Annotated in this window: 20 protein-coding genes and 2 tRNA genes; 7 read left to right on the forward strand and 15 right to left on the reverse strand. The window is 71.5% G+C overall.

Annotation, left to right across the window (positions count from 1 at the left end; translation table 11 throughout):
- The first annotated feature begins 149 nt into the window (after positions 1-149).
- Positions 150-2,363 (forward strand): elongation factor G-like protein EF-G2, encoded by a 2,214-nt coding sequence (locus tag OIE12_RS05895; protein ID WP_329132455.1) that lies wholly within the window; start codon positions 150-152, stop codon positions 2,361-2,363.
- A gap of 171 nt (positions 2,364-2,534) precedes the next feature.
- Entirely contained in the window at positions 2,535-4,190 is a 1,656-nt protein-coding gene (locus OIE12_RS05900) for a hypothetical protein (RefSeq protein ID WP_329132457.1), read from the forward strand.
- Between the two features lie 444 nt (positions 4,191-4,634).
- On the opposite strand, the gene OIE12_RS05905 is transcribed toward OIE12_RS05900, so the two are convergent.
- On the reverse strand, positions 4,635-5,195 hold the full coding sequence (locus tag OIE12_RS05905) for an HIT family protein (protein WP_329132459.1): 561 nt from the start codon (positions 5,193-5,195) through the stop codon (positions 4,635-4,637).
- A gap of 67 nt (positions 5,196-5,262) precedes the next feature.
- Between OIE12_RS05905 and OIE12_RS05910 the strand changes: the two genes are divergently transcribed.
- Complete coding sequence (locus OIE12_RS05910) at positions 5,263-5,910, forward strand: potassium channel family protein (protein ID WP_329132462.1); 648 nt, start codon at positions 5,263-5,265, stop codon at positions 5,908-5,910.
- Positions 5,911-5,931: 21 nt separating this feature from the next.
- Here OIE12_RS05910 and thrS read toward each other — a convergent pair whose 3' ends face one another.
- Positions 5,932-7,908 carry a threonine--tRNA ligase gene (gene thrS / locus OIE12_RS05915; protein ID WP_329132465.1) on the reverse strand — a complete coding sequence of 659 codons (1,977 nt, stop codon included), beginning with the start codon at positions 7,906-7,908 and terminating at the stop codon, positions 5,932-5,934.
- 364 nt (positions 7,909-8,272) lie between these two features.
- Between thrS and OIE12_RS05920 the strand changes: the two genes are divergently transcribed.
- On the forward strand, positions 8,273-9,001 hold the full coding sequence (locus OIE12_RS05920) for an exonuclease domain-containing protein (protein ID WP_329141741.1): 729 nt from the start codon (positions 8,273-8,275) through the stop codon (positions 8,999-9,001).
- A 23-nt stretch (positions 9,002-9,024) separates the two neighbouring features.
- Here OIE12_RS05920 and OIE12_RS05925 read toward each other — a convergent pair whose 3' ends face one another.
- The 10 genes from OIE12_RS05925 to OIE12_RS05970 all read right to left on the reverse strand — a co-directional run bounded on the left by OIE12_RS05925 (position 9,025) and on the right by OIE12_RS05970 (position 19,133).
- Positions 9,025-10,872 (reverse strand): DUF2207 domain-containing protein, encoded by a 1,848-nt coding sequence (locus OIE12_RS05925; protein ID WP_329132467.1) that lies wholly within the window; start codon positions 10,870-10,872, stop codon positions 9,025-9,027.
- A gap of 117 nt (positions 10,873-10,989) precedes the next feature.
- Positions 10,990-11,061: transfer RNA gene (locus OIE12_RS05930), tRNA-Val, on the reverse strand.
- Between the two features lie 39 nt (positions 11,062-11,100).
- On the reverse strand, positions 11,101-11,559 hold the full coding sequence (locus tag OIE12_RS05935; RefSeq protein WP_329132469.1) for an SRPBCC family protein: 459 nt from the start codon (positions 11,557-11,559) through the stop codon (positions 11,101-11,103).
- Positions 11,560-11,587: 28 nt separating this feature from the next.
- A complete protein-coding gene (locus tag OIE12_RS05940) occupies positions 11,588-14,320 on the reverse strand; it encodes an exo-rhamnogalacturonan lyase family protein (protein WP_329132471.1) in 2,733 nt (910 codons plus the stop codon).
- A 120-nt stretch (positions 14,321-14,440) separates the two neighbouring features.
- On the reverse strand, positions 14,441-15,067 hold the full coding sequence (locus OIE12_RS05945) for a hypothetical protein (protein WP_329132473.1): 627 nt from the start codon (positions 15,065-15,067) through the stop codon (positions 14,441-14,443).
- A gap of 10 nt (positions 15,068-15,077) precedes the next feature.
- A complete protein-coding gene (locus OIE12_RS05950; RefSeq protein WP_329132475.1) occupies positions 15,078-15,968 on the reverse strand; it encodes a carbohydrate ABC transporter permease in 891 nt (296 codons plus the stop codon).
- Positions 15,965-16,930, reverse strand: a complete 966-nt coding sequence (locus OIE12_RS05955) for a carbohydrate ABC transporter permease (RefSeq protein ID WP_329132477.1) — start codon at positions 16,928-16,930, stop codon at positions 15,965-15,967. Before OIE12_RS05955 ends, OIE12_RS05950 begins: the two co-directional genes overlap by 4 nt.
- An 86-nt stretch (positions 16,931-17,016) precedes the next feature.
- Entirely contained in the window at positions 17,017-18,303 is a 1,287-nt protein-coding gene (locus OIE12_RS05960; protein ID WP_329132479.1) for an ABC transporter substrate-binding protein, read from the reverse strand.
- 239 nt (positions 18,304-18,542) lie between these two features.
- Positions 18,543-18,617 (reverse strand) — tRNA-Val (locus tag OIE12_RS05965).
- Between the two features lie 72 nt (positions 18,618-18,689).
- Complete coding sequence (locus OIE12_RS05970; RefSeq protein WP_329132481.1) at positions 18,690-19,133, reverse strand: TIGR02611 family protein; 444 nt, start codon at positions 19,131-19,133, stop codon at positions 18,690-18,692.
- Between the two features lie 191 nt (positions 19,134-19,324).
- Between OIE12_RS05970 and OIE12_RS05975 the strand changes: the two genes are divergently transcribed.
- Both OIE12_RS05975 and OIE12_RS05980 read left to right on the forward strand, forming a co-directional pair.
- Complete coding sequence (locus tag OIE12_RS05975; protein ID WP_004002642.1) at positions 19,325-19,738, forward strand: SsgA family sporulation/cell division regulator; 414 nt, start codon at positions 19,325-19,327, stop codon at positions 19,736-19,738.
- Between the two features lie 283 nt (positions 19,739-20,021).
- Positions 20,022-20,582, forward strand: a complete 561-nt coding sequence (locus tag OIE12_RS05980; protein ID WP_329132483.1) for a CGNR zinc finger domain-containing protein — start codon at positions 20,022-20,024, stop codon at positions 20,580-20,582.
- A 227-nt stretch (positions 20,583-20,809) separates the two neighbouring features.
- Here the strand turns inward: OIE12_RS05980 and OIE12_RS05985 are convergent, their stop codons facing one another.
- Together OIE12_RS05985 and OIE12_RS05990 are read right to left on the reverse strand one after the other, a co-directional pair.
- Positions 20,810-20,986, reverse strand: coding sequence for a hypothetical protein (locus tag OIE12_RS05985; RefSeq protein ID WP_158709376.1), 177 nt, complete (start codon positions 20,984-20,986; stop codon positions 20,810-20,812).
- A gap of 177 nt (positions 20,987-21,163) precedes the next feature.
- Positions 21,164-21,616 (reverse strand): hypothetical protein, encoded by a 453-nt coding sequence (locus OIE12_RS05990; protein ID WP_329132485.1) that lies wholly within the window; start codon positions 21,614-21,616, stop codon positions 21,164-21,166.
- Positions 21,617-21,879: 263 nt separating this feature from the next.
- On the opposite strand from OIE12_RS05990, the gene OIE12_RS05995 reads away from it, so the two are divergent.
- Complete coding sequence (locus tag OIE12_RS05995; RefSeq protein WP_329132487.1) at positions 21,880-22,416, forward strand: DsbA family protein; 537 nt, start codon at positions 21,880-21,882, stop codon at positions 22,414-22,416.
- A gap of 214 nt (positions 22,417-22,630) precedes the next feature.
- Here the strand turns inward: OIE12_RS05995 and OIE12_RS06000 are convergent, their stop codons facing one another.
- Positions 22,631-23,467, reverse strand: coding sequence for a GNAT family N-acetyltransferase (locus tag OIE12_RS06000; protein ID WP_329132489.1), 837 nt, complete (start codon positions 23,465-23,467; stop codon positions 22,631-22,633).
- Between the last annotated feature and the right edge of the window lie 2 nt (positions 23,468-23,469).

Here is a 23,469-nt window from a genome sequence, read left to right on the forward strand (position 1 = left end):
GTCGCGGGGGCCGACGGTGTCCCTCGTATGGACGCACAGTGACACCAGTGCCAAGCTCGAAGGACCGCGGGCGTCGCCGGAGCCGCCAGTGCACGCGGTACCGCGTGTCCGCGCCCACAGTGACCTCACCGTGTACGGGAGGCAGGACCATGGGCGACAAGACGCACACCCACCCCGGGGCCGCCGGCAGGGCGCCGGCGGCCGACCACCCCACGTCCGTGCGGAATGTGGTGCTGGTCGGCCACAGCGGATCGGGCAAGACGACGCTGGTGGAGGCGCTCGCGCTGACGGCGGGGGCGGTGAACCGGGCGGGCCGCGTGGAGGACGGCGGCACCGTCTCCGACTACGACGACATCGAGCACCGCCAGCAGCGCTCCGTACAGCTCTCCCTCGTCCCCGTCGAATGGGACGGCATCAAGGTCAACCTGCTGGACACCCCCGGATACGCCGACTTCGTCGGGGAGCTCAGGGCCGGTCTGCGCGCCGCGGATGCGGCCCTCTTCGTCGTCTCCGCCGCCGACGGCGTGGACGGCTCGACCCGGATGGTGTGGGAGGAGTGCGCGGCGGTCGGCATGCCGCGCGCGCTCGTCATCACGCACCTGGAGGCGGCGCGCGCCGACTTCGAGGAGACGACCCGGGTCTGCGCCGAGGCCTTCGGCGCCGACGACCCCGACGCCGTACTCCCCCTGTACCTGCCGCTGCACGGCGCGCAGGGGCCCGACGGGCACGCGCCCGTCACCGGACTGATCGGGCTCCTCACCCAGCGCCTGTTCGACTACGCCTCCGGGGAGCGCACGGAGTCCGAGCCGGGCCCCGAGCAGCTGCCGCTGATCGAGGAGGCCCGCAACCGGCTGATCGAGGGGATCATCGCCGAGAGCGAGGACGAGACGCTCATGGACCGCTATCTCGGCGGTGAGCGGATCGACGTCAAGACGCTGATCGGGGACCTGGAACGGGCCGTGGCCCGGGGCTCCTTCTTCCCCGTGCTGGCCGCCGCGCCCGCCGCCGACGGGGCGCGGCAGGGGCTCGGCACCGTGGAACTGCTCGAACTGATCACCGGCGGTTTCCCGACCCCGCCCGAGCGCGTGGCGCCCACGGTCACCACCCCGGAGGGGCGGGAGCGGGCGCTGAAGACCTGCGATCCGGACGGGCCGCTGGTCGCGGAGGTCGTCAAGACCGCCTCCGATCCGTATGTGGGGCGCGTCTCGCTCGTACGGGTGTTCTCCGGGACGCTACGACCCGACGAGACCGTCCACGTGTCCGGGCACGGGCTGACCGACCGAGGGCACGAGGATCACGACGTCGACGAGCGGATCGGCGCGCTGTCCACGCCGTTCGGCAAGCAGCAGCGCCCGGTCACCCACTGCGTCGCCGGGGACCTCGCGTGCGTGGCGAAGCTGAATCGGGCGGAGACCGGCGACACCCTGTCCGCCAAGGACGACCCGCTGCTCATGGAGGCCTGGCGGATGCCGGACCCGCTGCTGCCGGTGGCCATCCAGGCGCACAGCAAGGCCGACGAGGACAAGCTCTCCCAAGGGCTGGCCCGGCTGGTCGCCGAGGACCCCACGATGCGGCTCGAACAGAACCAGCACACCCATCAGGTCGTGCTCTGGTGCCTCGGCGAGGCGCACGCGGACGTGGCCCTGGAGCGGCTGCGCAGCCGGTACGGCGTGCAGGTCGACACCGTGCCGCACCGGGTCTCCCTGCGGGAGACGTTCGCGGAGCGGTCGGCCGGACGCGGCCGGCACGTCAAGCAGTCCGGCGGGCACGGCCAGTTCGCGATCTGCGAGATCGAGGTCGAGCCGCTGCCCGGCGGCTCCGGCATCGAGTTCGTCGACAAGGTCGTCGGCGGCGCGGTGCCCCGGCAGTTCATCCCGTCGGTCGAGAAAGGGGTGCGCGCGCAGGCCGCCCGGGGTGTCGTCGCGGGGTATCCGCTGGTCGACGTGCGGGTGACCCTGCTCGACGGCAAGGCCCACTCGGTGGACTCCTCCGACGCCGCGTTCCAGACCGCGGGTGCGCTGGCGCTGCGCGAGGCGGCGGCCGGGGCGCGGATCCATCTGCTCGAGCCGGTGGCGGAGGTGTCGGTGCTCGTCGGCGACGACTTCGTGGGCGCGGTGATGAGCGATCTGTCCGGGCGGCGGGGGCGGGTGCTGGGCACCGAGCAGATGGCGGGCGGGGGGCGCGGGGGCGGGCGCACGGTGGTGCGGGCGGAGGTGCCGGAGATCGAGATCGGGCGGTACGCCGTCGATCTGCGGTCCCTGTCGCACGGCACCGCCCGCTTCGACCGGGTGTACGCGCGGCACGAGCCGATGCCGGCGCAGGTGGCGGAGCGGTTGCGGGCGGAGGAGAGGGAGGCCTCCTGAGGAGGGTCACGGTCGGACTTTTCCCCGCACGATGTCGGTACGGGCCGTTACGCTGATCACGTGATCGCTTGATGGCGTGATCGGGACGCACGGCCCGTTCAACAGGTGTGCGGAGCAAGGAAGTCGGGAAAAGCCGCAAGCAGCGGGGTACGGCGGCGAGTGGGGGCGGCAGTGGCGGACGACGGATTCGATTTCAGCCCGGGGGCGCAGGTGCCGCTCGCGGGTGCCGCGGGCCAGACGGCGGCGACGTACGCGCTGGCGTCCGCGGCGTACCGCGACGACGAGGTCACCAAGATCCTCGAAGCCGACAACGAGTGGCACAAGTCCAAGGTCTCGGACCCGCGCATCAAGATGCTGCGGCCCAGGCTCGGCGAGGCGTACTCCCGGGCCGTGATCGACCGCATGCTCGGCGCCGGCCGCGCCCCGCTCATCCAGTCCTTCGGCACCGAGCCCCAGGTCGTCGTCGAGCACTGTCTGGCCGCCCACCGGATACGCCGTGAGCGCGACAACTGGCTCACCGCCGTGACGGTGCTGTGCGGGCTGCTCTTCCTGCCCGGGTTCCTCGTCTGGCTGCTCATCTTCATCCTGCGGACCAACGTCGCCAAGACCACGGACAAGCGGGCCTCCGCGCTCGGCACGGGCGTGCTGATCGCCTTCGGCGCGCTCGCCGTGCTGCTGCTGATCAAGATGCCGCTCGCCGGCTTCTGGGGCTGGTACGCGCGTGCGTCGGTCGTCATGCCGGTCGTCGGCTGGGTGTGGGCCAAGCGCATCTGCGAGCGGACGGCGCGGGATCTGCGGGAGCGGTGGGACAGCCTGCTGGCCGGTGGCGGCCTCGGGGCGAAGATCCCCGAGGCGGTTCCCGGCAGCCCCGGGGAGTCCGCGGCGGAGCAGCTGCGCAAGGAACTGGTCCGGCTCAGCGCCGAGCAGCGGTCCAACTCCGTCTTCTACGCCGGGCCCAAGGGCATCCTCGGCATGGGGACGCGGTGGGGCAGCTGGCAGCTCGCGGAGGACCTCGTGCCGCGCGAGGCGGGCAAGGAGATCAACCCGTTCCGCAGCTGGGACGTCGTGCGCGCGATCCACGACCAGCTCAAGCTGCTGGAGCGGGGGCCGCTGAACACGGGCGGGTTCCCGGCGCCCTCGGTGAAACACTGGATCGTCACGCCGGTCGGGGAGAACGCGGGGGCGGTGTCCCGGCCCAGCGGTACGGACGTGGACGCGTACCAGGTCAAGTCGCACGCGATACAGGAGATCTGCAACAAGCAGCAGTTCGGGGCGGGTGACCGGCACTACCTCGGGGTGCAGTGGACGCTGTGGGACGGACAGCTGGTGCTCACCATGATGATCACGGTGACCGTGCTGCACGAGACGCTGCGGATCGAGGTGACCGGCCATGCGCTGGGGCCGGTGCACTCGCTGTTCACCAGCAAGCCGGCGGCCAAGACGAAGACCGTGCAGAAGTCCGTACGGTTCTGGGAGACGCGGTCGGTGAAACTGCCGCTGGTCGACACGGACGAGGTGGTGCGGCTGGCGGCGCGGGCACCGCTGACGTGGTACCCGCCGCTGCTGAACTGGCTCGGCGGCACGCTGACGCTGCCCGAGCCGTTCGGGCTGCGGCACTCGTGGGCGGACCAGCCGTGGCGGCACCGGTTCATGGCCGACGACGCGTTGCGGGCGGCTACGCCGGTGCTGCGGGTGGTGCATGCGGCGGCGCTGAAGGTGCTGGCGGAGAACGGGGTGGATACGGAGCGGTTCGGGGCGCGGTCGTCCGCGTTGAGTGGACAGGTGCAGGATGTGACGCCCAAGAAGGCGGACGTCTACGACGCGTAGTGCCTCCGGCGGTTGGCGCGGCTACTGCGGGCCGGGGGCGCAGGGTGCCTGCGGCGGCTGCCGGTGCGTGGTCGCGGTGCGTCGGCGGGTGCGGGGGTGCTGCCGGTGCCGGGTCGCGGTGCGTCGCCGGGTGCGGGGGTGCTGCCGGTGCCGGGTCGCGGTGCGTCGCCGGGTGCGGGGGTGCTGCCGGTGCCGGGTCGCGGTGCGTCGCCGGGTGCGGGGGTGCTGCCGGTGCCGGGTCGCGGTGCGTCGCCGGGTGCGGGTGCGTTCGCGCCTGCGGTGCGCTTTCACGCGGCGCCGCGTCGGAGGTGTCCGTCCTCGGTCTGGCGCGGAATCGGTTGGCGGGGAGGGAGCCGGTGGGGACGCGCCATCCGCTGCGGGCGGACACCCCCGCCCCGGCCCCTTCCGTGCGTGTGCGGCCGCGCGTGCGTCGCGGCCGCGTTCCTACGCCGTCGGCCAGGCGTCCGCCAGCATCTTGCGGGTGTCCGCCAGGAGCTGCGGCAGTACCCGGGTGTGGCCGACCACCGGCATGAAGTTCGTGTCGCCGCCCCAGCGGGGGACGATGTGCTGGTGCAGGTGGGCGGCGATGCCCGCGCCGGCGACGGCGCCCTGGTTCATGCCGATGTTGAAGCCCTGGGCCCCGGAGGCCGTGCGCAGGGCCGTCATGGCCTGCTTGGTCAGCTCGCCCAGTTCGGCGGTCTCGGCGGGAGTGAGGTCGGTGTAGTCGGCCACGTGGCGGTACGGGACCGTCATCAGATGGCCGCCGTTGTACGGGTACAGGTTCAGCACCGCGTAGACCTGCTCGCCGCGCCTGATGACGAGCCCGTCCTCGTCGGACTTGGCCGGGATCGAGCAGAAGGGACAGCCGTCGCCCGATCCGGGACCGGTCGGCTTGTTCTCGCCCTGGATGTAGGCCATCCGGTGGGGTGTCCACAGTCGCTGGAAGGCGTCCTGGGTGCCCACTCCGATCTGCTGCTCCGGCTCACTCGTCATACTGTGCAGCATATGGCGTCGCCCGTCGGGGGCGTGTCGCCGGGGCGCCGGGAAGGCGGTCCCGGGCGAAGCTGGGCATGTGCGGGATGACAGTCGTACGGACAGGTGGGAGCGGCGCAGCGAGGTGCCGCTCGGTGTCGCGTCGCTGTTGTACCTCGGGGCGTATGCCGTGCATGTGCTCGGGCCGGGGCTGCCGGTGGTCGTGCATGTGGTGTGTCTGACGGTCACCTGTGCGACGTGGGCCCTGTTCGTCGTCGACTATCTGGTGCGCTGGGGGCTGGGCGGCTGGGGTGCGCGGTTCGTGCGGCGGCGCTGGGTGGACACGGTGGTCGTGGTGCTGCCCCTGCTGCGGCCCTTGCGGGTGGTGCGGTTCTACGAGGCCGTGCAGCGGCGGCACGGGCGGCCGCGGCTCTCGTTGCACGCGCGGGTGATGCTGTACGCCGGGCTGTCGGCGGGGCTGCTGGGGTTCGCGGCGTCGCTGGCCGTCTACCACCACGAGCGGACGGCTCCGCACGCCACGATCCGGACGTTCGGGGACTCGGTGTGGTGGGCCTGTTCGACGCTGGCCACGGTGGGGTACGGCGATGTGGCGCCGGTGACGGTGGTGGGGCGGCTGATCGCCGTGGGGCTGATGGGATGCGGGCTCGCGCTGCTGGGCGCGGTGACCGGTTCCTTCTCCTCGTGGCTCGTGCAGACGTTCGCCCGGGGGGAGCCGCCGGAGAGCTGAGCTCTCCGGGGGCTCTTCGCGTCAGACCTGTACGCGGTCCTCGACCGTCTTGGCGATCTTGGCGATCGCCTCGTCGAACGGGATGCCGTTCTCCTGCGACCCGTCGCGGTAGCGGAAGGAGACCGTGCCGGCATTCATGTCGTCGTCGCCGACGATCACCATGAACGGCACCTTCTGCTTCTGGGCGTTGCGGATCTTCTTCTGCATGCGGTCCGAGGAGGAGTCGACCTCGACGCGCAGGCCCTTCTTCTTCGCGGCCGCGGCGAACCTGTGCAGGTAGTCCACGTGTCCGTCGCCGATCGGGATGCCGATCGCCTGCACCGGCGCCAGCCACGCCGGGAACGCGCCCGCGTAGTGCTCCAGGAGGACGGCGAAGAAGCGTTCGATGGAGCCGAAGAGCGCGCGGTGGATCATGACCGGGCGCTGCTTGGTGCCGTCGGCGGACGTGTACTCCAGGTCGAACCGCTCGGGCAGATTGAAGTCGAGCTGGACCGTCGACATCTGCCAGGTGCGGCCGATCGCGTCCTTGGCCTGGACGGAGATCTTGGGGCCGTAGAAGGCGGCGCCGCCCGGGTCCGGGACCAGCGGGAGGCCCTGCTTCTCGGCGACCTGGCGCAGCGTCTCGGTGGCCTCTTCCCACGCCTCGTCGGAGCCGACGAACTTCTCCGGGTCCTTGGTGGACAGCTCCAGGTAGAAGTCGGTCAGGCCGTAGTCGCGCAGCAGGTTCAGGACGAAGGTGAGCGTCTTGTCGAGCTCCTCGGCCATCTGCTCGCGGGTGCAGTAGATGTGCGCGTCGTCCTGCGTGAAGCCGCGGGCCCGGGTCAGGCCGTGCACGACGCCCGACTTCTCGTAGCGGTAGACCGTGCCGAACTCGAACAGCCGCAGGGGCAGTTCGCGGTAGGAGCGGCCGCGCGCGTCGAAGATCAGGTTGTGCATCGGGCAGTTCATGGGCTTGAGGTAGTAGTCCACGCCCTCGTCGAGCTGCATGGGCGGGTACATGCCGTCGGCGTACCAGTCCAGGTGGCCCGAGGTCTCGAAGAGCTTCCCCTTCGTCGCGTGCGGCGTGTAGACGAACTCGTAGCCCTCCTCCTCGTGGCGGCGGCGCGAGTAGTCCTCCATCACGCGGCGGACGATGCCGCCCTTGGGGTGGAAGACGGCGAGGCCGGAGCCGATCTGCTCGGGGATGGAGAAGAGGTCGAGCTCGTTGCCCAGCTTGCGGTGGTCGCGCTTCTCGGCCTCGGCGAGGAACTCCAGGTGCGCCTTGAGTTCGTCCTTGGACGGCCAGGCGGTGCCGTAGATGCGCTGGAGCATCGGGTTCTTCTCGCTGCCGCGCCAGTAGGCGGCCGCGTTGCGCATCAGTTTGAATGCCGGGATGAGGCGGGTGGTGGGCAGGTGGGGGCCTCGGCAGAGGTCCTTCCAGCACAGTTCGCCGGTCTTGGCGTCCAGGTTGTCGTAGATCGTCAGCTCGCCGGCGCCGACCTCGACGTCCGCGCCGTCCTCGGAGGATGCGGAGCCCTTGAGGCCGATCAGTTCCAGCTTGTACGGCTCCGAGGCGAGCTCGGCGCGGGCCTCCTCGTCGCTGACCACGCGGCGGGAGAACCTCTGGCCCCGCTTCTGGATCTCCTGCATCTTCTTCTCGACGGCCTTGAGGTCCTCGGGCGTGAACGGCTTCTCGACGTCGAAGTCGTAGTAGAAGCCGTCCTTGACCGGCGGGCCGATGCCCAGCTTGGCCTCGGGGAACAGCTCCTGCACGGCCTGGGCCATGACGTGCGCGGTGGAGTGGCGCAGGATGTTCAGGCCGTCCTCGGAGGTGAGCTCGACGGGCTCGATCTCCTCGCCGTCGCGCACCTCGTACGCGAGGTCCCTGAGCCGGCCGCCCACGCGGGCGGCGATCACCGAGCGCTCGCCGGGGAAGAGGTCGGCGGCCGTCGTGCCCGTCGTGACCGTCCGCTCTTCCCGCTCGGAATCGCGTTGGATGATCACACGGACGTCTGACACCGGTCTCTCCTGACTGAAGGGCTTCTCGCGCTGATGCGGAGGAGCATCGCGTTGCCATGCTCCTCCGGTGCGATCCTACCGAGCCCCGGGGGTCCACCGCGAAACGGTTACGGCGGGGGCCGCGCCGGGCGGCGGGCGGGGCGCGGTGGGTGCGGTGCCGGAGGGAGGGGGCCGGCGGGGCCGGGAGGGTGGCGTGTGCGCGGGCGAGGCGCAAGGGGCGTCCGGGGTGGGTGATTTCCTGTTCCGGGTCGTTGAACTGCAAAGGCTCCTGCCCGTGTTGGTCTCTTCCGGCGTACGGGGCAAACGGCCCGGGTATCACCGAACCGGACATCAGTTGCCGCGGGTGGGCGAGGAGTTGGTGCGGGTGGCGGGCTGGTACGAGGGGCCGTTGGCGGCCTTCGACACCGAGACGACGGGTGTGGACGTCGAGAGTGACCGGATCGTGTCGGCCGCGGTGGTGGTGCAGGAGGCGTCGGGTGCCCGGCCGCGACTGCGGCGGTGGCTGGTGAATCCGGGGGTGCCGGTGCCCGCGGCGGCCACGGCCGTGCACGGGCTGGGCGAGGAGCAGCTGCGGCGCAACGGGCGGTGGCCCGCGCCGGTGATGCGGGAGATGGCCGACGAGCTGCAGTTCCTGGCCGCGGCCGGGCGACCGCTGGTGGTGCTGAACGCGCCGTTCGGCCTGACGCTGCTCGACCGGGAGCTGCGCCGGCACCGGGCCTCGTCGCTGGACCGGTGGTTCGCCGCGTCGGCGCCGTTGCGGGTCCTTGATCCGCGGGTGCTGGACAAGCAGCTGGACCGCTACCGCAAGGGCCACCGCACGCTGGCGGATCTGTGCGCGCACTACGAGGTGACGGTGGAGGGGGCGCACGACGCGGCGGCCGACGCCCTCGCCGCGCTGGAGGTGGTACGGGCGCTGGGGCGCCGTTTCGCCACGCGGCTGGAGCGGCTCAGTCCCGCGGAGCTGCACACCTTGCAGGGCGGCTGGCACGCGGCGCAGGCGCGGGGGCTGCAGGCGTGGTTCGCCCGGACGGGGTCCGAGGAGTGGGCGGATCCGGCGTGGCCGTTGCGGCGGGACCTGCCTGCGGCGGCGTAGGACACCACGCCGCCGCAGGCGGGTCACCAGGAGCCGCCGCCTCCGCCCCCGTCCCCGCCGCCCACGTCCGACCCGCCGCCGAAGCCGCCCCCGCCGCCTCCGCCACCGCTGCTGGACGAGGACGACGGCGGCGGGGCGCTGGACAGCGAGGAGGCGGTGATCAGGCCCAGGGCGTAGCCGGGCAGGAAGTTCGAGGTGCGGGAGGAGCCGCCCGCGGTGGCGGCCTGCGGCTCGGCGATGTGCTGCCACTCGTCCGCCATGCCCAGGGCCACCGCCCAGGCGGTGTGCACCGCGAGGTGTCCGTCGTCCGGGTCCGCCGGTTCCCGGCGGGCGGAGGGGTCCGCGAGGTGGCGCCGGAACGCCTCGACGCGGAGCCAGAGTTCGGAGCCGCGCGGGCTGCGGCTGCGCAGTTCCCAGGACCGCAGCCACAGCGCGAAGCCGGCGCCGACGGCGAGCAGGCCCGGCAGGAGGACGTACCAGCCGGAGGAGTGCCGGCCGCCGAGCAGATAGGCCCCGACGGCCGCCAGGACGAAGCCGAGCGGAGTGGCGACGATACCGGCGGTGCGTGCGACCTCGGCGAGGCGGGTGGTTCTCCCGTCCCAGAGGTCGCTGGTGCGCTGCCAGTCGAACAACTCACGGGAGAGTCGCTGCCAGCCCGATGTGAAGACCTGGTCCCGGGTGCCCAGCATGAACGCGGTGCGTCCGCCGAAAATGCCGTCGAGGAGGCTGTCGACGAGCGGGTCGTCCGCGGGGGCGGTCCGTTCCCGGCGGATCAGCCAGGGTCGCTGCGGGTCGCCCGTGATGGTGAGGTGTCCGTCGGCCGCGAGACCGAACAGCCAGGCCACCTGGTGGTGTTTCTCGACGCGTTCGGCGAGCAGGATGCCGCCCTGGGCCGGGGTGATGCCCTCCGGGGGCACGGAGGACGGGGTGAGCCGGGCGGCGAGCCGTTCCAGGGAGACCCGCCGCACCCGGCCGGGCGTGCCGTCGGGCGACTCGCGGACGATGCGGTCGCGGCCGAGGAACTTCAGCGCGAGGACGGTGCCGATTGCGAGGCCCAGGGTGAGGACGAACGCCAGCGAGGCCAGCCAGAAGGAGCCGTGCGCGGAGGTGCCGACGGCCGCCCCGGAGGGTGCCGCGGGCAGGGCGGGGCCGCCCCCGGTCAGTTCCGCTCCGTTCGTGGCGTAGAGGGTGACGCCCTCATGCCCCGTGAGCCGGTCGAGGGCGATGTCGATTCCGCCCGGTCCGGTGGCGCGGGCGGTGCAGGGGTCCTCGGAGCCGTTGGAGCCGTGCACACAGCGTGTGGGGGTGAGCCGGTACGGCGCCACGACGTGGATGTCGACGTTGGCGCGGTCGACCTGCCATCCGGTGCCGACGGCGTCCCAGGCGATCTTGCCCCGCTTCACGACGTCCGTGAGCGTGTACTGGACGCGGTAGCGGTGCAGGCCGGTCACGGAGCCGTCCGGGTCGCCCACCTTGATCCGCTCGGCGAGCTCCCGTTGGCCGTCGGGCTTCTGGTAGTAGTCGCCCACGTCGAACTCCCACGGGACCCGGTGGCCGTCCATGGTGACGGCGACCTTGGCCGTGTCCTCGGAGAGGTCGGGTATGTCGCGGTAGATGCCGTGCCGGGTGGTGTCGGGCGAGCCGAAGTCGTAGTCGATCACCTCGGTGACGCGCATGCTGCCGTCGGTGCGGACCTCGGCGCCGACCCACAGGGTGGTGACGCGCTCCGCGTTCCCGGTCGCGCGGAACAGCGCGACGACGCCGGCGAGCAGCAGGACGAGGAAGAAGGTCTTGACCCAGGTGAAGCGCCTGCGTCTGCGGGCCGGCGTCCGCATCCGTCCCGTCGTCCTGGTGCCGTGCACAGTGCTCATGAGAAACCCCCCTGCGATCGCGGGGGCCTCCCCTGCCCCCGCCAAGATCATGAGGGTAACCCGGCCGGAAGAAGACGGTAAGGGCCGGGCCGCGACGGCGGCCCGGCCCTTTGCCGGTGGGCGATACTGGGTTCGAACCAGTGACCTCTTCGGTGTGAACGAAGCGCTCTCCCGCTGAGCTAATCGCCCGGGAACGCAGTGAACAATACAGGTCCCCGTGCGTTTCGTTCAAACCGCTTGGCGGCCGCCGTCGAGGTACGCGAGGAGGCCGCGTCGTCCGGCCCGCATCATCAGCCGGTGGTTGGCGAGGAACACCGGGCGTCCGGGCACGGCGAACCGCCTGAGCAGGGCCTTGTGCACCTCGACCACCTGGTCGTAACGGGCCAGGGTGCCGGCGCCCTCGGCGGTCACCGTCCAGCGGGCCCAGCCGTCGATGTCGCCGGTCATGGCCGTCTGCAGGACGCCTGCCGCACGGTCGCGCCGTACGGCGTGGGCGGTGAACGTGAGGTCGTAGGGCAGGACGGAGCGGATGCGCAGGACTCCGCTCGTGTCGTCGCGACGGGTGACCTCGCGGACCTGGGGCCACCAGCGGGGGTAGTCCTCGACCCGTTCGAGGACCTCGTACGCGGTGCCCGGCGGTACGGGCAGGGGCCACAGACTGCGGAAGCGGTACCGGGTCCAGTCCATGGGGGCAGTCTGCCCGCACCGGGGTGGTCTACGACGGCATGCGATCGCCCAGCAGGGCCAGGTTCTCGATGGCGGCGAGGCCGTACAGGGCGGTGTCGTTGGAGCTGACCCAGGCGGCCTCGCTGCCGGCGACCAGGGTGAGCGGGCCGCTGAGCTTGTCCGTCTTCCAGGGGGAGGACTCGGTGTAGCCGTCGGAGTCGTAGAACTTGCGCCACGCGCGCGTGGCGAGTGATGCGTCGCCGGTCCGGACGGCGGCGTACGCGTCGAGCCGGGAGTGGCCCTGGAAGAGGATCAGGCTGCCGAAGTTCGATCCGTACCGTGCCGCCTGTTCGGTCTTGCTCGCGTTGAAGTAGCGGCAGTAGTCGTAGTAGGCCTCCTCGAATTCCGGCATGTCGACCAGGTCGATGAGTTCGGCGCAGAGTTCGCCCAGGCCGAACACCGCGGAGAGGTGCGAGACGGCGACGACGGGTTCGGGGGCGACGGCGAACTCCCCGGTGTCCAGGTCGTACAGGCCGCTGCCCTGGACGAAGCCGTTGGGCTGGGCGGCGATGCCCTTCATCGTGGACAGCACGCGCGCCTTGGCCTTCTCCCACTGCGGGCCCTTGCGCTCCCACTCGGTGAGCCAGGCGGAGACCAGTCCGCTCCAGTCGGTGCCGAAGCCGATGGACAGGGCGTGCCGGTCGGGGGTGTAGGGGTCGGTGCGCACCTTGCGGTTGGGGTCGAGGACGAGGAACGTCTCGTCGGAGTCGACGTTGGCGCGCATGAGGTCGCCGACGCGTTCGTCGGCGGTGAGGAAGTAGTAGTAACGGCGGTAGGTGGTGTTGGCGATGCGCTGCTGCTTGGCGCTGTCGGCGTAGTGCTGGACGCCGTGCCGGGTGCCGAGGCCGGCCCACTTGCCGAGGTGGTAGACGTCGACCTCGCCGGTGTGCCGGGTGAGTGCCTCCGCGAAGCGGAAGACGTCGGCGCGGCCGGAGCGCAGGTAGGCGAACCACAGCCACAGGTCGGGCGAGAGTTCGGAGTTGTCCCAGGCGTAGCCGCCGACGTCGTATCGCCACTGGTGGCGCACGGTGTCGTAGGTGTGCATGAAGTCGCCGTAGTCCCAGTAGCCGTACCAGCGGCGCATCTCGACCTGGTCCTTGTAGTAGGTGAAGAGGAAGTCGAGGTGGTCCTCGATCTTCGCCTTGGCGGGGGTGGAGCGGTCGGGTTCGGCGAACAGGCCCTTGCCGAAGACGCCCGCGCCGATGAGCTGCCGGGGCGGGGCGGCGAGCTGGGGCAGCACGCGGACTGCCTCGATCTGTGCGGCGAGTTCGTCGGCGGCGGGGGTGGAGGCGTTGGCCCAGAACATCAGTTCGGAGGTACGGGCGATCCCGTAGGGGGTGCCGAACCCGGGCTCGTAGTCCTCGTAGGTGATGTTGAGGCCCTCGAGCTGTTCGGCGTAGGTGTCCTGGCCCATGCCGTCGTGGTAGAAGCGCAGGTCCATGGGCTGGGCCTCGGGCGACCAGAGCCAGAGGGTGACCTCGGCCTCGTCGGTCCGGGCGCTGCGGATGTCGAGCTGGGCGGGGAACTTCTCCCAGAAGTCGCGCAGCCCGAAGGAGAGGCCGCCGCTCACACCGCCGACATAGCCGAAGCCGGAGGCGCGCCGGCCGCCGCCCGCGGTGATCCAGCCGTGGCCCTTCCCGGTGCGCTTGCGGACCTGGAAGCCGTCGGCGGAGAGCTGGGAGAGGGTGTAGTCGCCCCACTCGGGGATGTACTGGAGCCGGGTGGTGACCCGCTGGTCCCAGGTGGCCGGGTCGGGCAGCCTCTCCCCCGCGTACTGGGCGGCCTGGACGGCGGCGCCGGGGTCGCGGCGCAGTCCGGTGATGCCCTTGACGGCCTCGCGGAGCAGTCCGGTGCCCTCGCCGCCGAGTCGGATGTGCCGGTCGTACGCCTCGTCGCGCATCGGGACGGTGAAGCGGACGCCGAGGCCGCGGACGAAGTCGCCGCTCGCCCGGCCCGGTTCCTGTGTTCCGTCGTAGGTGATCGTGTGCACCATGCGGAAGGAGGCGGCGCCCGCGTAGAAGTAGAGGCGGACCGAGAACGGCAGCCAGGCGCGGTGGCCCCTGCGGTGCTTGCCGTCGAGGCGGACGACGGCGCGGACGGGGCCGTCCTGTTCGACGGTGGCGTCGGTGAGGTCGCTCTCGAAGCGCTCGCACCGCACCGTGCCCTGGTCGTCGTCCTCGATCTCGGGCTGGCGGAGCAGGACGAGGCGGCCGTTCCGCGCGATCTTGGTGGAGCCGCGTCTGACGGACGTGACCAGGGTGGAACCTGACTTTCCGATGCTCGCGGTGAGGACGCCGGTGGAGACGTCGATGGTGCCGCCCTTGGCATCGACGGTCACCTTCTTCTCGGGTGCGGCGGGCTTGCCGGCGGTGAGGGTGAGCTTGCCGGTGCCGGAGGAGACGGCGTGTGCCGTCCACTTCAGGGAGCCGTCCGGCCACTGGGCGAGCGGCCAGGTCTGGACGGGGACGGGCGTGCCGCCGGCGTCGGTGAGGGCGAAGGTCTGGTCCTCCTGGTACGCGCCCTTCGGCCAGGGCACGCCGACGGTGGAGCCGGGGGCGGCACCGAGGCCGCCGTCCTCTAGCCAGTCGAGGGTGACGGGGCCGGGCGCGGAGGTGTCGGCGGGGGCGGCGTCGGCTCCCGGACCGAGCGCCCAGCCGAACTGGGTGGCGGCACCGGCGACGGCGGCGGCCTTGAGGAGGGTCCTGCGGGGGATGGGGGCCATGCGCGGTCTGTCCTTTCCGGACGGGAGGGTGGGTGCGTGCGTGCGCAGCGAGGGATAGCCATGGGCATGACAGACAGGGGCGCGGCGCCCGGCGGCGCCCGCCCTGGTGGGCGCCCCGGGTCAGTGCGCGCGGTGCCGGCGTTCGACGGCGACGGCCGACGCGGTGACCGCGCCGAGGACCGGGACCGCCAGTGGGGGGACGGTCCAGGCGGAGCAGGCGACGAGGACCACTCCCCCGACGATCAGGAAGGACCCGGCCGGGTCCCGGACCGTGCGGCGGCCGGCAGCGGCGAACAGGACGCGCCACGAGGCGCCCGGCTCCCACACCGCCGCCGCGCGCAGCCCGGCGACGGCGGCGCCGATCAGCGCGCACAGGCCCGGCGCGCCGACGAGCGGCCCGCCGGGCAGTCCGGCCCGCACGGCCCGCACGTCCACCCACACGACGGCGAGCGCGGCCCAGCCGGCCAGTCCGACGGCCCAGCCGTGCCGGGCCGCGGTGCGGACGTCGGCGGCGAACTCCCGCAGGCCGCCCGCCTCGTGGGCGGTGCGGCGGCGCAGGTGCCGGGCGCCGGCGGCGAAGGCGGCGGGGTAGGTGACCAGCGGCAGCGCGGCCACCGCGATCCAGACGCCGGTGAGCAGGCACTCGGCGAAGACGGCGAACCGCTCGCCGAGCAGGGACTCCCGGCGGGCCGGCCGCCGTACGGCGGTGTCGTGGCCCGTACGGGCCGGGGTGCGCGTCCGTTCCATGGGTGCCGCCTCAGCCCTTCAGTCCGGAGGTCGCCATGCCGTCGATGAGGTACCGCTGGAAGGCGAGGAAGAACAGCAGCACCGGCAGCAGCGCGACCAGCGACATGGCGATCAGTCCGCCGTAGTTGGAGGCGATGCCGTCGGAGTCGCGGAACATCATCATCCCGAGGGAGACGGTGTACTTGCCGGGCTCGTTGAGATAGATCAGCGGGCCCATGAAGTCGTTCCAGGCGTTGATGAAGGTGAAGATCGCGCTGGTGATGAGCGCGGGCCGGCACAGCGGCAGCACGATCGACCAGTAGATGCGCAGATGCCCGCAGCCGTCGATGCGGGCGGCCTCGTCCAGCTCGCGCGGCAGGTTGCGCATGAACTGGACCATGAGGAAGACGAAGAACGCCTCCGTGGCCAGGTACTTGCCGAGCAGCAGCGGCACATAGGTGTTGATGAGCTGCGTCTTCTGGAACATCACGTACTGCGGGATGAGCAGTACGTGATACGGCAGCAGGAGGGTGCCGATCATCAGCGTGAAGAGGACGTTGCGGCCGGCGAAGCGGATCCTGGCGAAGGCGTAGGCGGTGAGCGAGCAGGAGACCAGGATGCCGACGACGGCACCGCCCGCGTAGAGGAGGGAGTTCTGGAAGAAGGTCCGGATGGGGATGTCGGCGATGCCGTCGGCCAGGCCGGTGAAGTTCGCGAGGACGGGGTGGGCCGGGAAGAGGCCGAGGCCGTTGAGGATGTCCTTGCCCGGCTTGAACGAGGCCCCGAGGAGCCAGACGACGGGGTAGAGGACGACGGCGAGGACGAGCAGCGCGCCGACGTGCCAGACGAGGGAGCCGGTGCGGCCGCGACGGGCGGGCCGGGGGCGCGTGGTGCGTACGGGGTCGGTGGCGGTGGCACTCATCGGGCGTCCTCCTCTTCCGGGTAGTGCACCCACTTCTTCTGCGACCAGAAGAGGACGGCGGTGACCAGCGCCACCGCGAGCAGCAGCATCCAGGCCATCGCGGAGGCGAAGCCCATCTGGGCGTTCTTGAAGCCCTGCTGGTACAGGTAGCAGGTGTAGACGAGCGTGGCGTCGGCCGGTCCGCACTGCGTGTTGGAGACGACGTAGGCGGAGCCGAAGATCTGGAAGGAGTGGATGGTCTCCAGCAGCACGTTGAAGAACAGCACCGGGGAGATCATCGGCAGGGTGATGTTCCAGAAGCGCCGGAAGGGTCCGGCGCCGTCCAGCGCGGCCGCCTCGTAGAGCGACTGCGGCACCTGTTTGAGGCCCGCCAGGAAGATCACCATGGGGGCGCCGAACTGCCAGACCGTCAGGGCGACCAGGCAGTACAGGATCCAGTCGGGGTTGCCGACCCAGCCGCCCGCGTGCACGCCGAACAGGGCGGCCATGCCGCGGTCCACGACGGAGTCGTCGGAGAAGAGCGAGCGCCAGACGAAGGCGACGGAGACGCTGGCGCCGATGAGCGAGGGGGCGTAGAAGGCGGCCCGGTAGAAGGCCTGGCCGCGCCGGCTCTGCGCGAGCAGCAGGGCGACACCGAGGGCGAGCAGCAGTTTGAGCGGGGTGCCGATGACCACGTACTTCGCCGTCACCTCGACCGACTTCTGCCAGCGGGGGTCGTCGAACATGCGGGTGAAGTTGTCGAACCCGATCCACCGCGGGCTGTTGAAGAGGTTGTAGTCGGTGAAAGCGAAGTAGAGCGAGGCGGCCATGGGCCCCGCGGTCAGCAGCAGAAAGCCGGCGATCCACGGGGACATGAAGAGGTACCCGGCGAGGTTCTCGCGCCGTCCTCGCCGCCTGCGGGCGGCGGGGGCCGCGGGGCGCGCCTCCCGGGTGTCGAGCGGTGAGTCCTTGAGGAGCGTCACGGTGTTCCCATCGGTTCCGTGCGGGTACGGTGCGGTGGGCCGGGGGCGGGCGCCCCGCCGGAGGGGGCGCGGGGCGCCGGTCGCCCTCAGGCCTGGAACGCGGCGGTCGCCTCGTCGAAGAGCTGCTTGACCGCGTCGGAGACCTTGGCCTTGCCCAGGCCCACGTCGTAGCCGATGCGCAGGAACGCGGCCTCGACGGTGTCCGCGCCCGAGGGGTGCGGGGTGATCGTGCCGAGGACGCCGGCCTTGGCCGTGTCCTCCTCGTACTGCGCGATCTCCTTGTTGATCGCGTCCGCCGGCTTGTACGCCCCGTACTGCTCGGTGCCGGCGAGGATGCCCCGGTCGTAGCCCATGATCTTGCCGACCTCAGGGTCGTGGACCATGAAGTCGATGAATTGGGCGACCTCCTTGGGGTGCTGGGTGCGCGCGGAGGCGCTCAGCATCAGGGAGGCCAGGTACTGGCCGGTGTGCTTGCCGTCGGTGGTGGGCAGCGGTGCCAGTCCGTACTCGCTGTCGCCCTCGGCGGTGTAGCGGACGGTGAAGTTGTCCCAGGTGAACTCGGAGGCCGCGTGGCCTGCGGACAGGGAGGACTGGGGCTTGTCCTGGGCGACGACCTTCGGGTCGGTGACGATGCCGGCCTTGACCCGGCTGTAGCCGTCCTGCCACCACTCCGTCAGGTCGGCCTTGTCGAAGCCGAGTCCGTCCTTGGTGAAGAACGCCCTGCCGTTCTGCCGGAGACAGAGGTCGTAGAGGTACATGACGGTGAAGTAGCCGGTGTCCCCGGCGACGCCCGTCCTGTCGTGCACCGTCTTCAACGCCTTGAAGTACGCGTCCCAGGTCCAGCCGGTCTCCGGTTCGACGCCCGCCTTCCGGAACAGTTTCTTGTCGACGACCAGCGCCATGGTGTTGGAGCCGACGGGAACGGCCAGTTGCTTTCCGTCCACCTGGCCGACCTGGACGACGCCCTCACGGAAGTTGTCCAGGCTCAGATTGCCCGCGTCCACCTGGGACTTGAGGTCGAGCAGAACGCTCCGCTTGTCGTACTTCCGAAGAAATGTGACGGCGTTTTGGAAAACGTCCGGCGGATTTCCGCCGGACGCCTGTGTCTGGAACTTCTCCCAGAATGCCTCATAGTCCTGGAAGTCCGTCTTGACCTTGATCTTCGGATACTTCTTCTCGAAGAGCGCGACGGTCCGGTTGATCTTCTTGGCGCGCTCCTCGGCACCCCACCACGAGTAACGGATCGTCACGGTCCCGTCCCCGGAACCGCTGTTGCCGCCACAGCCGGCCAGTGCGCCCAGGCCCAGCGCGGCGGCCGAGGCCCCGGCGGCCTTCAGCACCGTACGCCGTTCCACCCTGCCGATTTCGTGCATGCCGAGGCCTCCCGCGACGTTCCTGCATGGCATGAATCGTTTCAAGTAAGCGCTTGCTGGCACAAGGTACGGAGGGGCCGTGAGCGCGTCAATGACTCGCGCAGAAATTGGTGAGAGCGGGGTGGCGACGGGCCCGGACGCGGGGCCCCGCGCCAGGCGGAGCCGCACGGAGAGGCAGTCCGACCGCCGAGGACATACGAAAGCGGCCCCGCACGGTTTCCGTGCCGGGGCCGCCGGTGTGGTGGGCGATACTGGGTTCGAACCAGTGACCTCTTCGGTGTGAACGAAGCGCTCTCCCGCTGAGCTAATCGCCCGGGCGCACGGAGAACATTACCCCATGTCAGGGGGTGCCCCCGACCCGTCGCCGGCTCCCGCGGGCCGCGGCCCTACTGGTCGATGTTCCAGGGCATCTCGAGGCCGAACTTCCACACATACACGCCCACGAACGCCGCGATCAGCACCAGGCCGACCGAGGTCAGGATGATGTTGCGGCGGCGTACCCTCGGGTCGAGGGCGCGCTGCGTCGCCTCGGTCACCTTGCGCTTGGTCCAGCGCAGCACCAGCTGGGCCCAGACGAACTCGGTCGCCCAGATCGCCATGCCCGCGAAGATCACCAGCCAGCCGGGGCCGGGCAGCGGCAGCATCACCACGCCGGCGCCGACGACGGCCAGCCCCACCACGAAGACGCCCACCTGCCAGCTCAGGTGCAGCACACGGCGCCGTTTGATGAATTCCGGCGCCCGGGAGCCGAGGCCCCGTCCGTCGTCCGTTTCGTCCGTGGCCGCGACGCTCCCGCCCGGCTGATCCCGCTCGTCACTCCCCGTATTCATACAGCCAAACCTTACCGGAGAGAATCCGGTCACCGGAATGGCCGTACCCCCTCAAGACACCCTCCGCCGGAAGAGTTACGTAAAGGCAGGCAAAACACTCAGAGGGGTTTACAACGGCACCGTAGGTGGCATGTCGATTTCGCCGACGTGCGAATCCCCGAGCGCACACTGAGCGAAAGGCCCTGGCGCTTATGAACACCACGGTCAGCTGCGAGCTGCACCTGCGCCTCGTTGTGTCGAGCGAGTCCTCACTGCCTGTTCCCGCGGGACTGCGGTATGACACGGCCGATCCCTATGCCGTGCACGCCACCTTCCACACCGGAGCCGAGGAGACCGTCGAGTGGGTGTTCGCCCGCGACCTCCTCGCCGAAGGCCTGCACCGGCCGACCGGCACGGGCGACGTCCGTGTCTGGCCGTCCCGCAGCCATGGTCAGGGGGTCGTCTGCATCGCGCTGAGCTCCCCGGAGGGCGAGGCACTGCTCGAGGCCCCGGCGCGGGCCCTGGAGTCCTTCCTGAAGCGGACGGACGCCGCCGTGCCCCCGGGCACGGAGCACCGGCACTTCGACCTCGATCAGGAGCTGTCGCACATCCTGGCGGAGAGCTAGACGACCGAAGCACCACGGATCCGCCCGAAGCCGTCCACTCGGGGAGACGGCTCGGGCCTCGACGAGCCCTGTCCGGGCCCGTCGGCGCCGTCACCGTCCATCTGGCGGTGGCGGCGCCGACGTGCGTACGGAGCGTGACGACTCCGGCGCGTCCGGGGGCGCCGGCGGCCGGCCGCGCCCGGCGTCGGACGCGACGGCGCGGTTCCGCCCGGGTCTCGAGCCGCTAGGCTCGGCCAGCACCAAGGCGGGCGCCCGCCCGTCTCCCAGGGCCAGGGAGCCAGACGTGCTGATCACCCACGACACCCGGCGGTCGCTCGATGCCGCGGTGGAACTGGTGAACACCGCGCCGGAGGACGACGACACGGCGGACGGGCTCGCGGATCTCGCCGCCCTCGACGCGTTCGTACGGCGCCACCGGATGAGCGACGTCCAGTCGCTCTCGGAGTTCGACCTCTCCGCCGTGCGCAAGGTCCGCGGCAGGTTCGCGCAGATCTTCGCCGCGCCCGACGCCCGCGCCGCCGCCGGGCTGATCAACGAGCTGGTCGCCGCCGCCGGGACGACGCCCCGGCTGACCGACCACGACGGTCATGACTGGCATGTGCACTACTTCGCGCCCGGCGCGTCCGTCGCGGACCACCTGGCGGCCGACTGCGGGATGGCGCTGGCCTTCTTCGTGGTCGCCGGGGAGCAGGAGCGGCTCCGCCGCTGCGAGGCCCCCGACTGCCGGCGCGCCTTCGTCGATCTGTCCCGCAACCGCTCGCGCCGCTACTGCGACAGCCGCACCTGCGGCAACCGCCTGCATGTGGCGGCCTACCGGGCCCGCCGCAAGGAGGCGGCCGGCTGACGTCCGGGGCGGACGGGCCGGCTTCCGGCTTCCGGCTTCCGGCTTCCGGCTTCCGGCTTCCGGCTTCCGGCTTCCGGCTTCCGGCTTCCGGCTTCCGGCTTCCGGCTTCCGGCTTCCGGCTTCCGGAAGATGGTGACCGGCGTCCGGAAGATGGTGGCCGGGGGACGGTTCCGGCGGCTGGGGCGACGGAGCCCTCGGCGGGTGGCGCCTGGGGCTCCGCGTACGGCTCAGAGCAGCAGCAGGTCGTGCAGTGATGCCATGAGCAGCAGACAGCCGATCACCGCAAGGAAGATCATCAGCGGTGGCTGGGAGAGCGCGAAGAGACAGCCTCGCCGCTCCTCGGGGGGAGTGACGGGGTCGCTCTGGGGTGGGTCCAGCATCTCGCGGCGATGATGACGCAGCACCACCCCCCTCCGCGATCAACACGCCCGTAATGACCGGGAGTTCGCCATTATCCTTACGCGGCGGAGCGAACGTGATCACTTGGGTGCCCAGCGGTGATCCCCCATGATCCCCCGTGTCGTTTCAGCAGGTCGCCACGGAAAGGGGCGACACGGAGCAGCCCCCCACCCCGGGGGCGGTCATATCCCGTGCTTCTTGAGGATCGCCTCGATGTCGCTGAAGTCGTCCCCCGAGCCGCCGGCGCGCGGCGGGGCGGACTGCGGCCGGGTGGCCGGCGTGGTGGAGCCACGGCCGAGCGAGGGCTCCGAGGCCGCGGGCGCCACCGCGTCCCGTCGCGCGGCGGCCCGTGCCGCCCGGCGTTCCTTGCGGGTGCCGCCGCCGCGGCGTTCCACGGCTCTGGTCGTCGCGAACAGCACCCAGGCCAGTCCGAGCACACCGAATCCGGCCCAGGCCGTCGGACTGAAGGCCGTGTCGGCCAGCCAGCCGACCACTCCGGTCATCACCAGCCCGACCGGGACCAGTGAGTAGGCGGCGATGCGGAACGCGGCCAGGAAACGTTTGCGGTAGGCGGTGACCGCGGCAATGCCCAGGCCGGCCGCGGAGGCGGCGGAACAGACGGTCTCGGCAAGCATCCGGTCCTCCAGGCGAGCTCGGCAGGGCGGGCAGTCGGTCGGTTCGTCCCTTCCATCCTGCACCGTTCCCGGTCCGAAGTGCCACGGTCAGGCCCGAACCTCAGGGACAACCTCAGGGTCGTCTCGGGGTCGGCTCCTCCCCCGGGCCGGGTCGGTACTCCACCCTTCTCCACCCTGGGCACCGCACGACCGGCCCGGTCTCCACCCGGCGGTGGAAGACCCAGCGGTTTGGACCGGCTCACCGGCCCTGGGAGACTGTGACCATGAGCGACACCTCCCCCGCCTCCCCGGTCACCCCGGCCGCGCCCGTCGTGCTGGACGTCTGGTGCGAACTCCAGTGCCCGGACTGCCGTCGGTCCCTCGACGACCTGCACACGCTGCGCGCCCGCTACGGCGAGCGGCTGGAGCTGCGGCTGCGGCACTTCCCGCTGGAGAAGCACAAGCACGCCTTCGCTGCCGCGCAGGCCGCCGAGGAGGCCCTGGCACAGGGGAAGGGCTGGCCGTACGTGGAGGCCGTCCTCGCCCGGGTGGCGGAGCTGGAGCGGGCCGGCGAGCCGCTCCTCGTCGAGGTGGCCCGGGAACTGGGCCTGGACGCCGAGGAGTTCGACACCGCGCTGATCGACGGCCGGCACATCCTGATCGTCGACGCCGACCAGGCAGAGGGCAAGGCGATCGGCGTGACCGGCACGCCGACGTACGTCATCGGGGGCGAGCTCCTCGACGGCGGCAAGAGCCAGGAGGGGCTGCTCGCCCGCATCGAGGAGCTCGCGGACCGGCTGCTCGCCGAAGCCGGAGCTTGAGCCGAACCCCCATCCCGAGCCCGAGCGGAGCCGAACCCCCGACCCGAGCCCGAGCGGAGCCGAACCCCCGACCCGAGCCCGAGCGGAGCCGAACCCCCGACCCGAGCCCGAGCGGAGCCGAACCCCCGACCCGAGCCCGAGCGGAGCCGAACCCCCAACCCGAGCCCGAGCGGAGCCGGGGGCCCGCCCGCCCCGCCGCCGAAGCCGGTCGCCCCTACAGCAGGCCCTGCACCAGATCCTTCCGCACCCGATGCGTCACCGTCGTGTAGCCGAGCGATTCGTACAGGCGCTCGGCGGGGGTGTTGCCCGCGAAGACGTTCAGCCCTATCTCGGGGCTGCCGGAGGCGAGGGCGTACGCCTCCGCCGCCAGCATCAGGGAGCGGCCGTGGCCCCGGCCCCGGTGGGCGGCGTCCACCTCGACGTCCCACACGTACGCCGCCCCGTCCCGGGGGCTCAGCCACAGGGTGCCGACCGTGCTTCCCTCGTGCTCCAGGACGGCCAGCGACACCCCCGGGGTGGCGGGCCCCTGGGGCAGTCGCTTCGCCTGGTCGCGCTCCGCGTGCTCCCTGGCCTGCGCCGCGGGCATGCCGCGGGCCGCGCAGGCCTCGACGTACCGCTGGACCGCGAGGCCCCGCCAGACGTCGAACTCCTCGGCGGTCATCGTCCGGGCCCGGCTGCCCTCGGGCAGCGCGGGCGCGGTGTCGCCGAGCCGCTTGACCATGATCCGGCTGCGCGGCACGTATCCGAGCACGGCGGCCAGCCGCAGGCCGGCGTCGGAGCCCCCGGGGACGTCCGCCTCGATCCGCTCGCAGCCCCAGCCGCGGGCGACCTCCTCCGCGGCCAGCACGGCCACCGTGGCGCGGCCGCGCCGCCGGTCCGGTTCCTCGATGCGCAGTCCGTCCAGGACGCCGGTGGCCGGTCCGAAGACCGGGTCGGTCGACAGGGTTATCTCGCCGGCCGGACGGCTGTTGACGCACACCTGGTAGTGGCGCCGCCGGGTGCCGTCCGCGGACTGCTGGAGCGGCTCGGTCGGCCGCAGGGTGGTGGTCATCG

The organism is Streptomyces sp. NBC_00670 (assembly GCF_036226765.1).
Classification (GTDB): Bacteria; Actinomycetota; Actinomycetes; order Streptomycetales; family Streptomycetaceae; genus Streptomyces.

Coding starts and splice junctions, on each gene's coding strand:
- OIE12_RS05895 (WP_329132455.1), top strand. CDS start 150: ATGGGCGACAAGACGCACACCCACCCCGGGGCCGCCGGCAGGGCGCCG.
- OIE12_RS05905 (WP_329132459.1), bottom strand. CDS start 5,195: ATGCTGCACAGTATGACGAGTGAGCCGGAGCAGCAGATCGGAGTGGGC.
- OIE12_RS05925 (WP_329132467.1), bottom strand. CDS start 10,872: ATGAGCACTGTGCACGGCACCAGGACGACGGGACGGATGCGGACGCCG.
- OIE12_RS05935 (WP_329132469.1), bottom strand. CDS start 11,559: ATGGACTGGACCCGGTACCGCTTCCGCAGTCTGTGGCCCCTGCCCGTA.
- OIE12_RS05940 (WP_329132471.1), bottom strand. CDS start 14,320: ATGGCCCCCATCCCCCGCAGGACCCTCCTCAAGGCCGCCGCCGTCGCC.
- OIE12_RS05945 (WP_329132473.1), bottom strand. CDS start 15,067: ATGGAACGGACGCGCACCCCGGCCCGTACGGGCCACGACACCGCCGTA.
- OIE12_RS05950 (WP_329132475.1), bottom strand. CDS start 15,968: ATGAGTGCCACCGCCACCGACCCCGTACGCACCACGCGCCCCCGGCCC.
- OIE12_RS05960 (WP_329132479.1), bottom strand. CDS start 18,303: ATGCACGAAATCGGCAGGGTGGAACGGCGTACGGTGCTGAAGGCCGCC.
- OIE12_RS05970 (WP_329132481.1), bottom strand. CDS start 19,133: ATGAATACGGGGAGTGACGAGCGGGATCAGCCGGGCGGGAGCGTCGCG.
- OIE12_RS05975 (WP_004002642.1), top strand. CDS start 19,325: ATGAACACCACGGTCAGCTGCGAGCTGCACCTGCGCCTCGTTGTGTCG.
- OIE12_RS05990 (WP_329132485.1), bottom strand. CDS start 21,616: ATGCTTGCCGAGACCGTCTGTTCCGCCGCCTCCGCGGCCGGCCTGGGC.
- OIE12_RS05995 (WP_329132487.1), top strand. CDS start 21,880: ATGAGCGACACCTCCCCCGCCTCCCCGGTCACCCCGGCCGCGCCCGTC.
- OIE12_RS06000 (WP_329132489.1), bottom strand. CDS start 23,467: ATGACCACCACCCTGCGGCCGACCGAGCCGCTCCAGCAGTCCGCGGAC.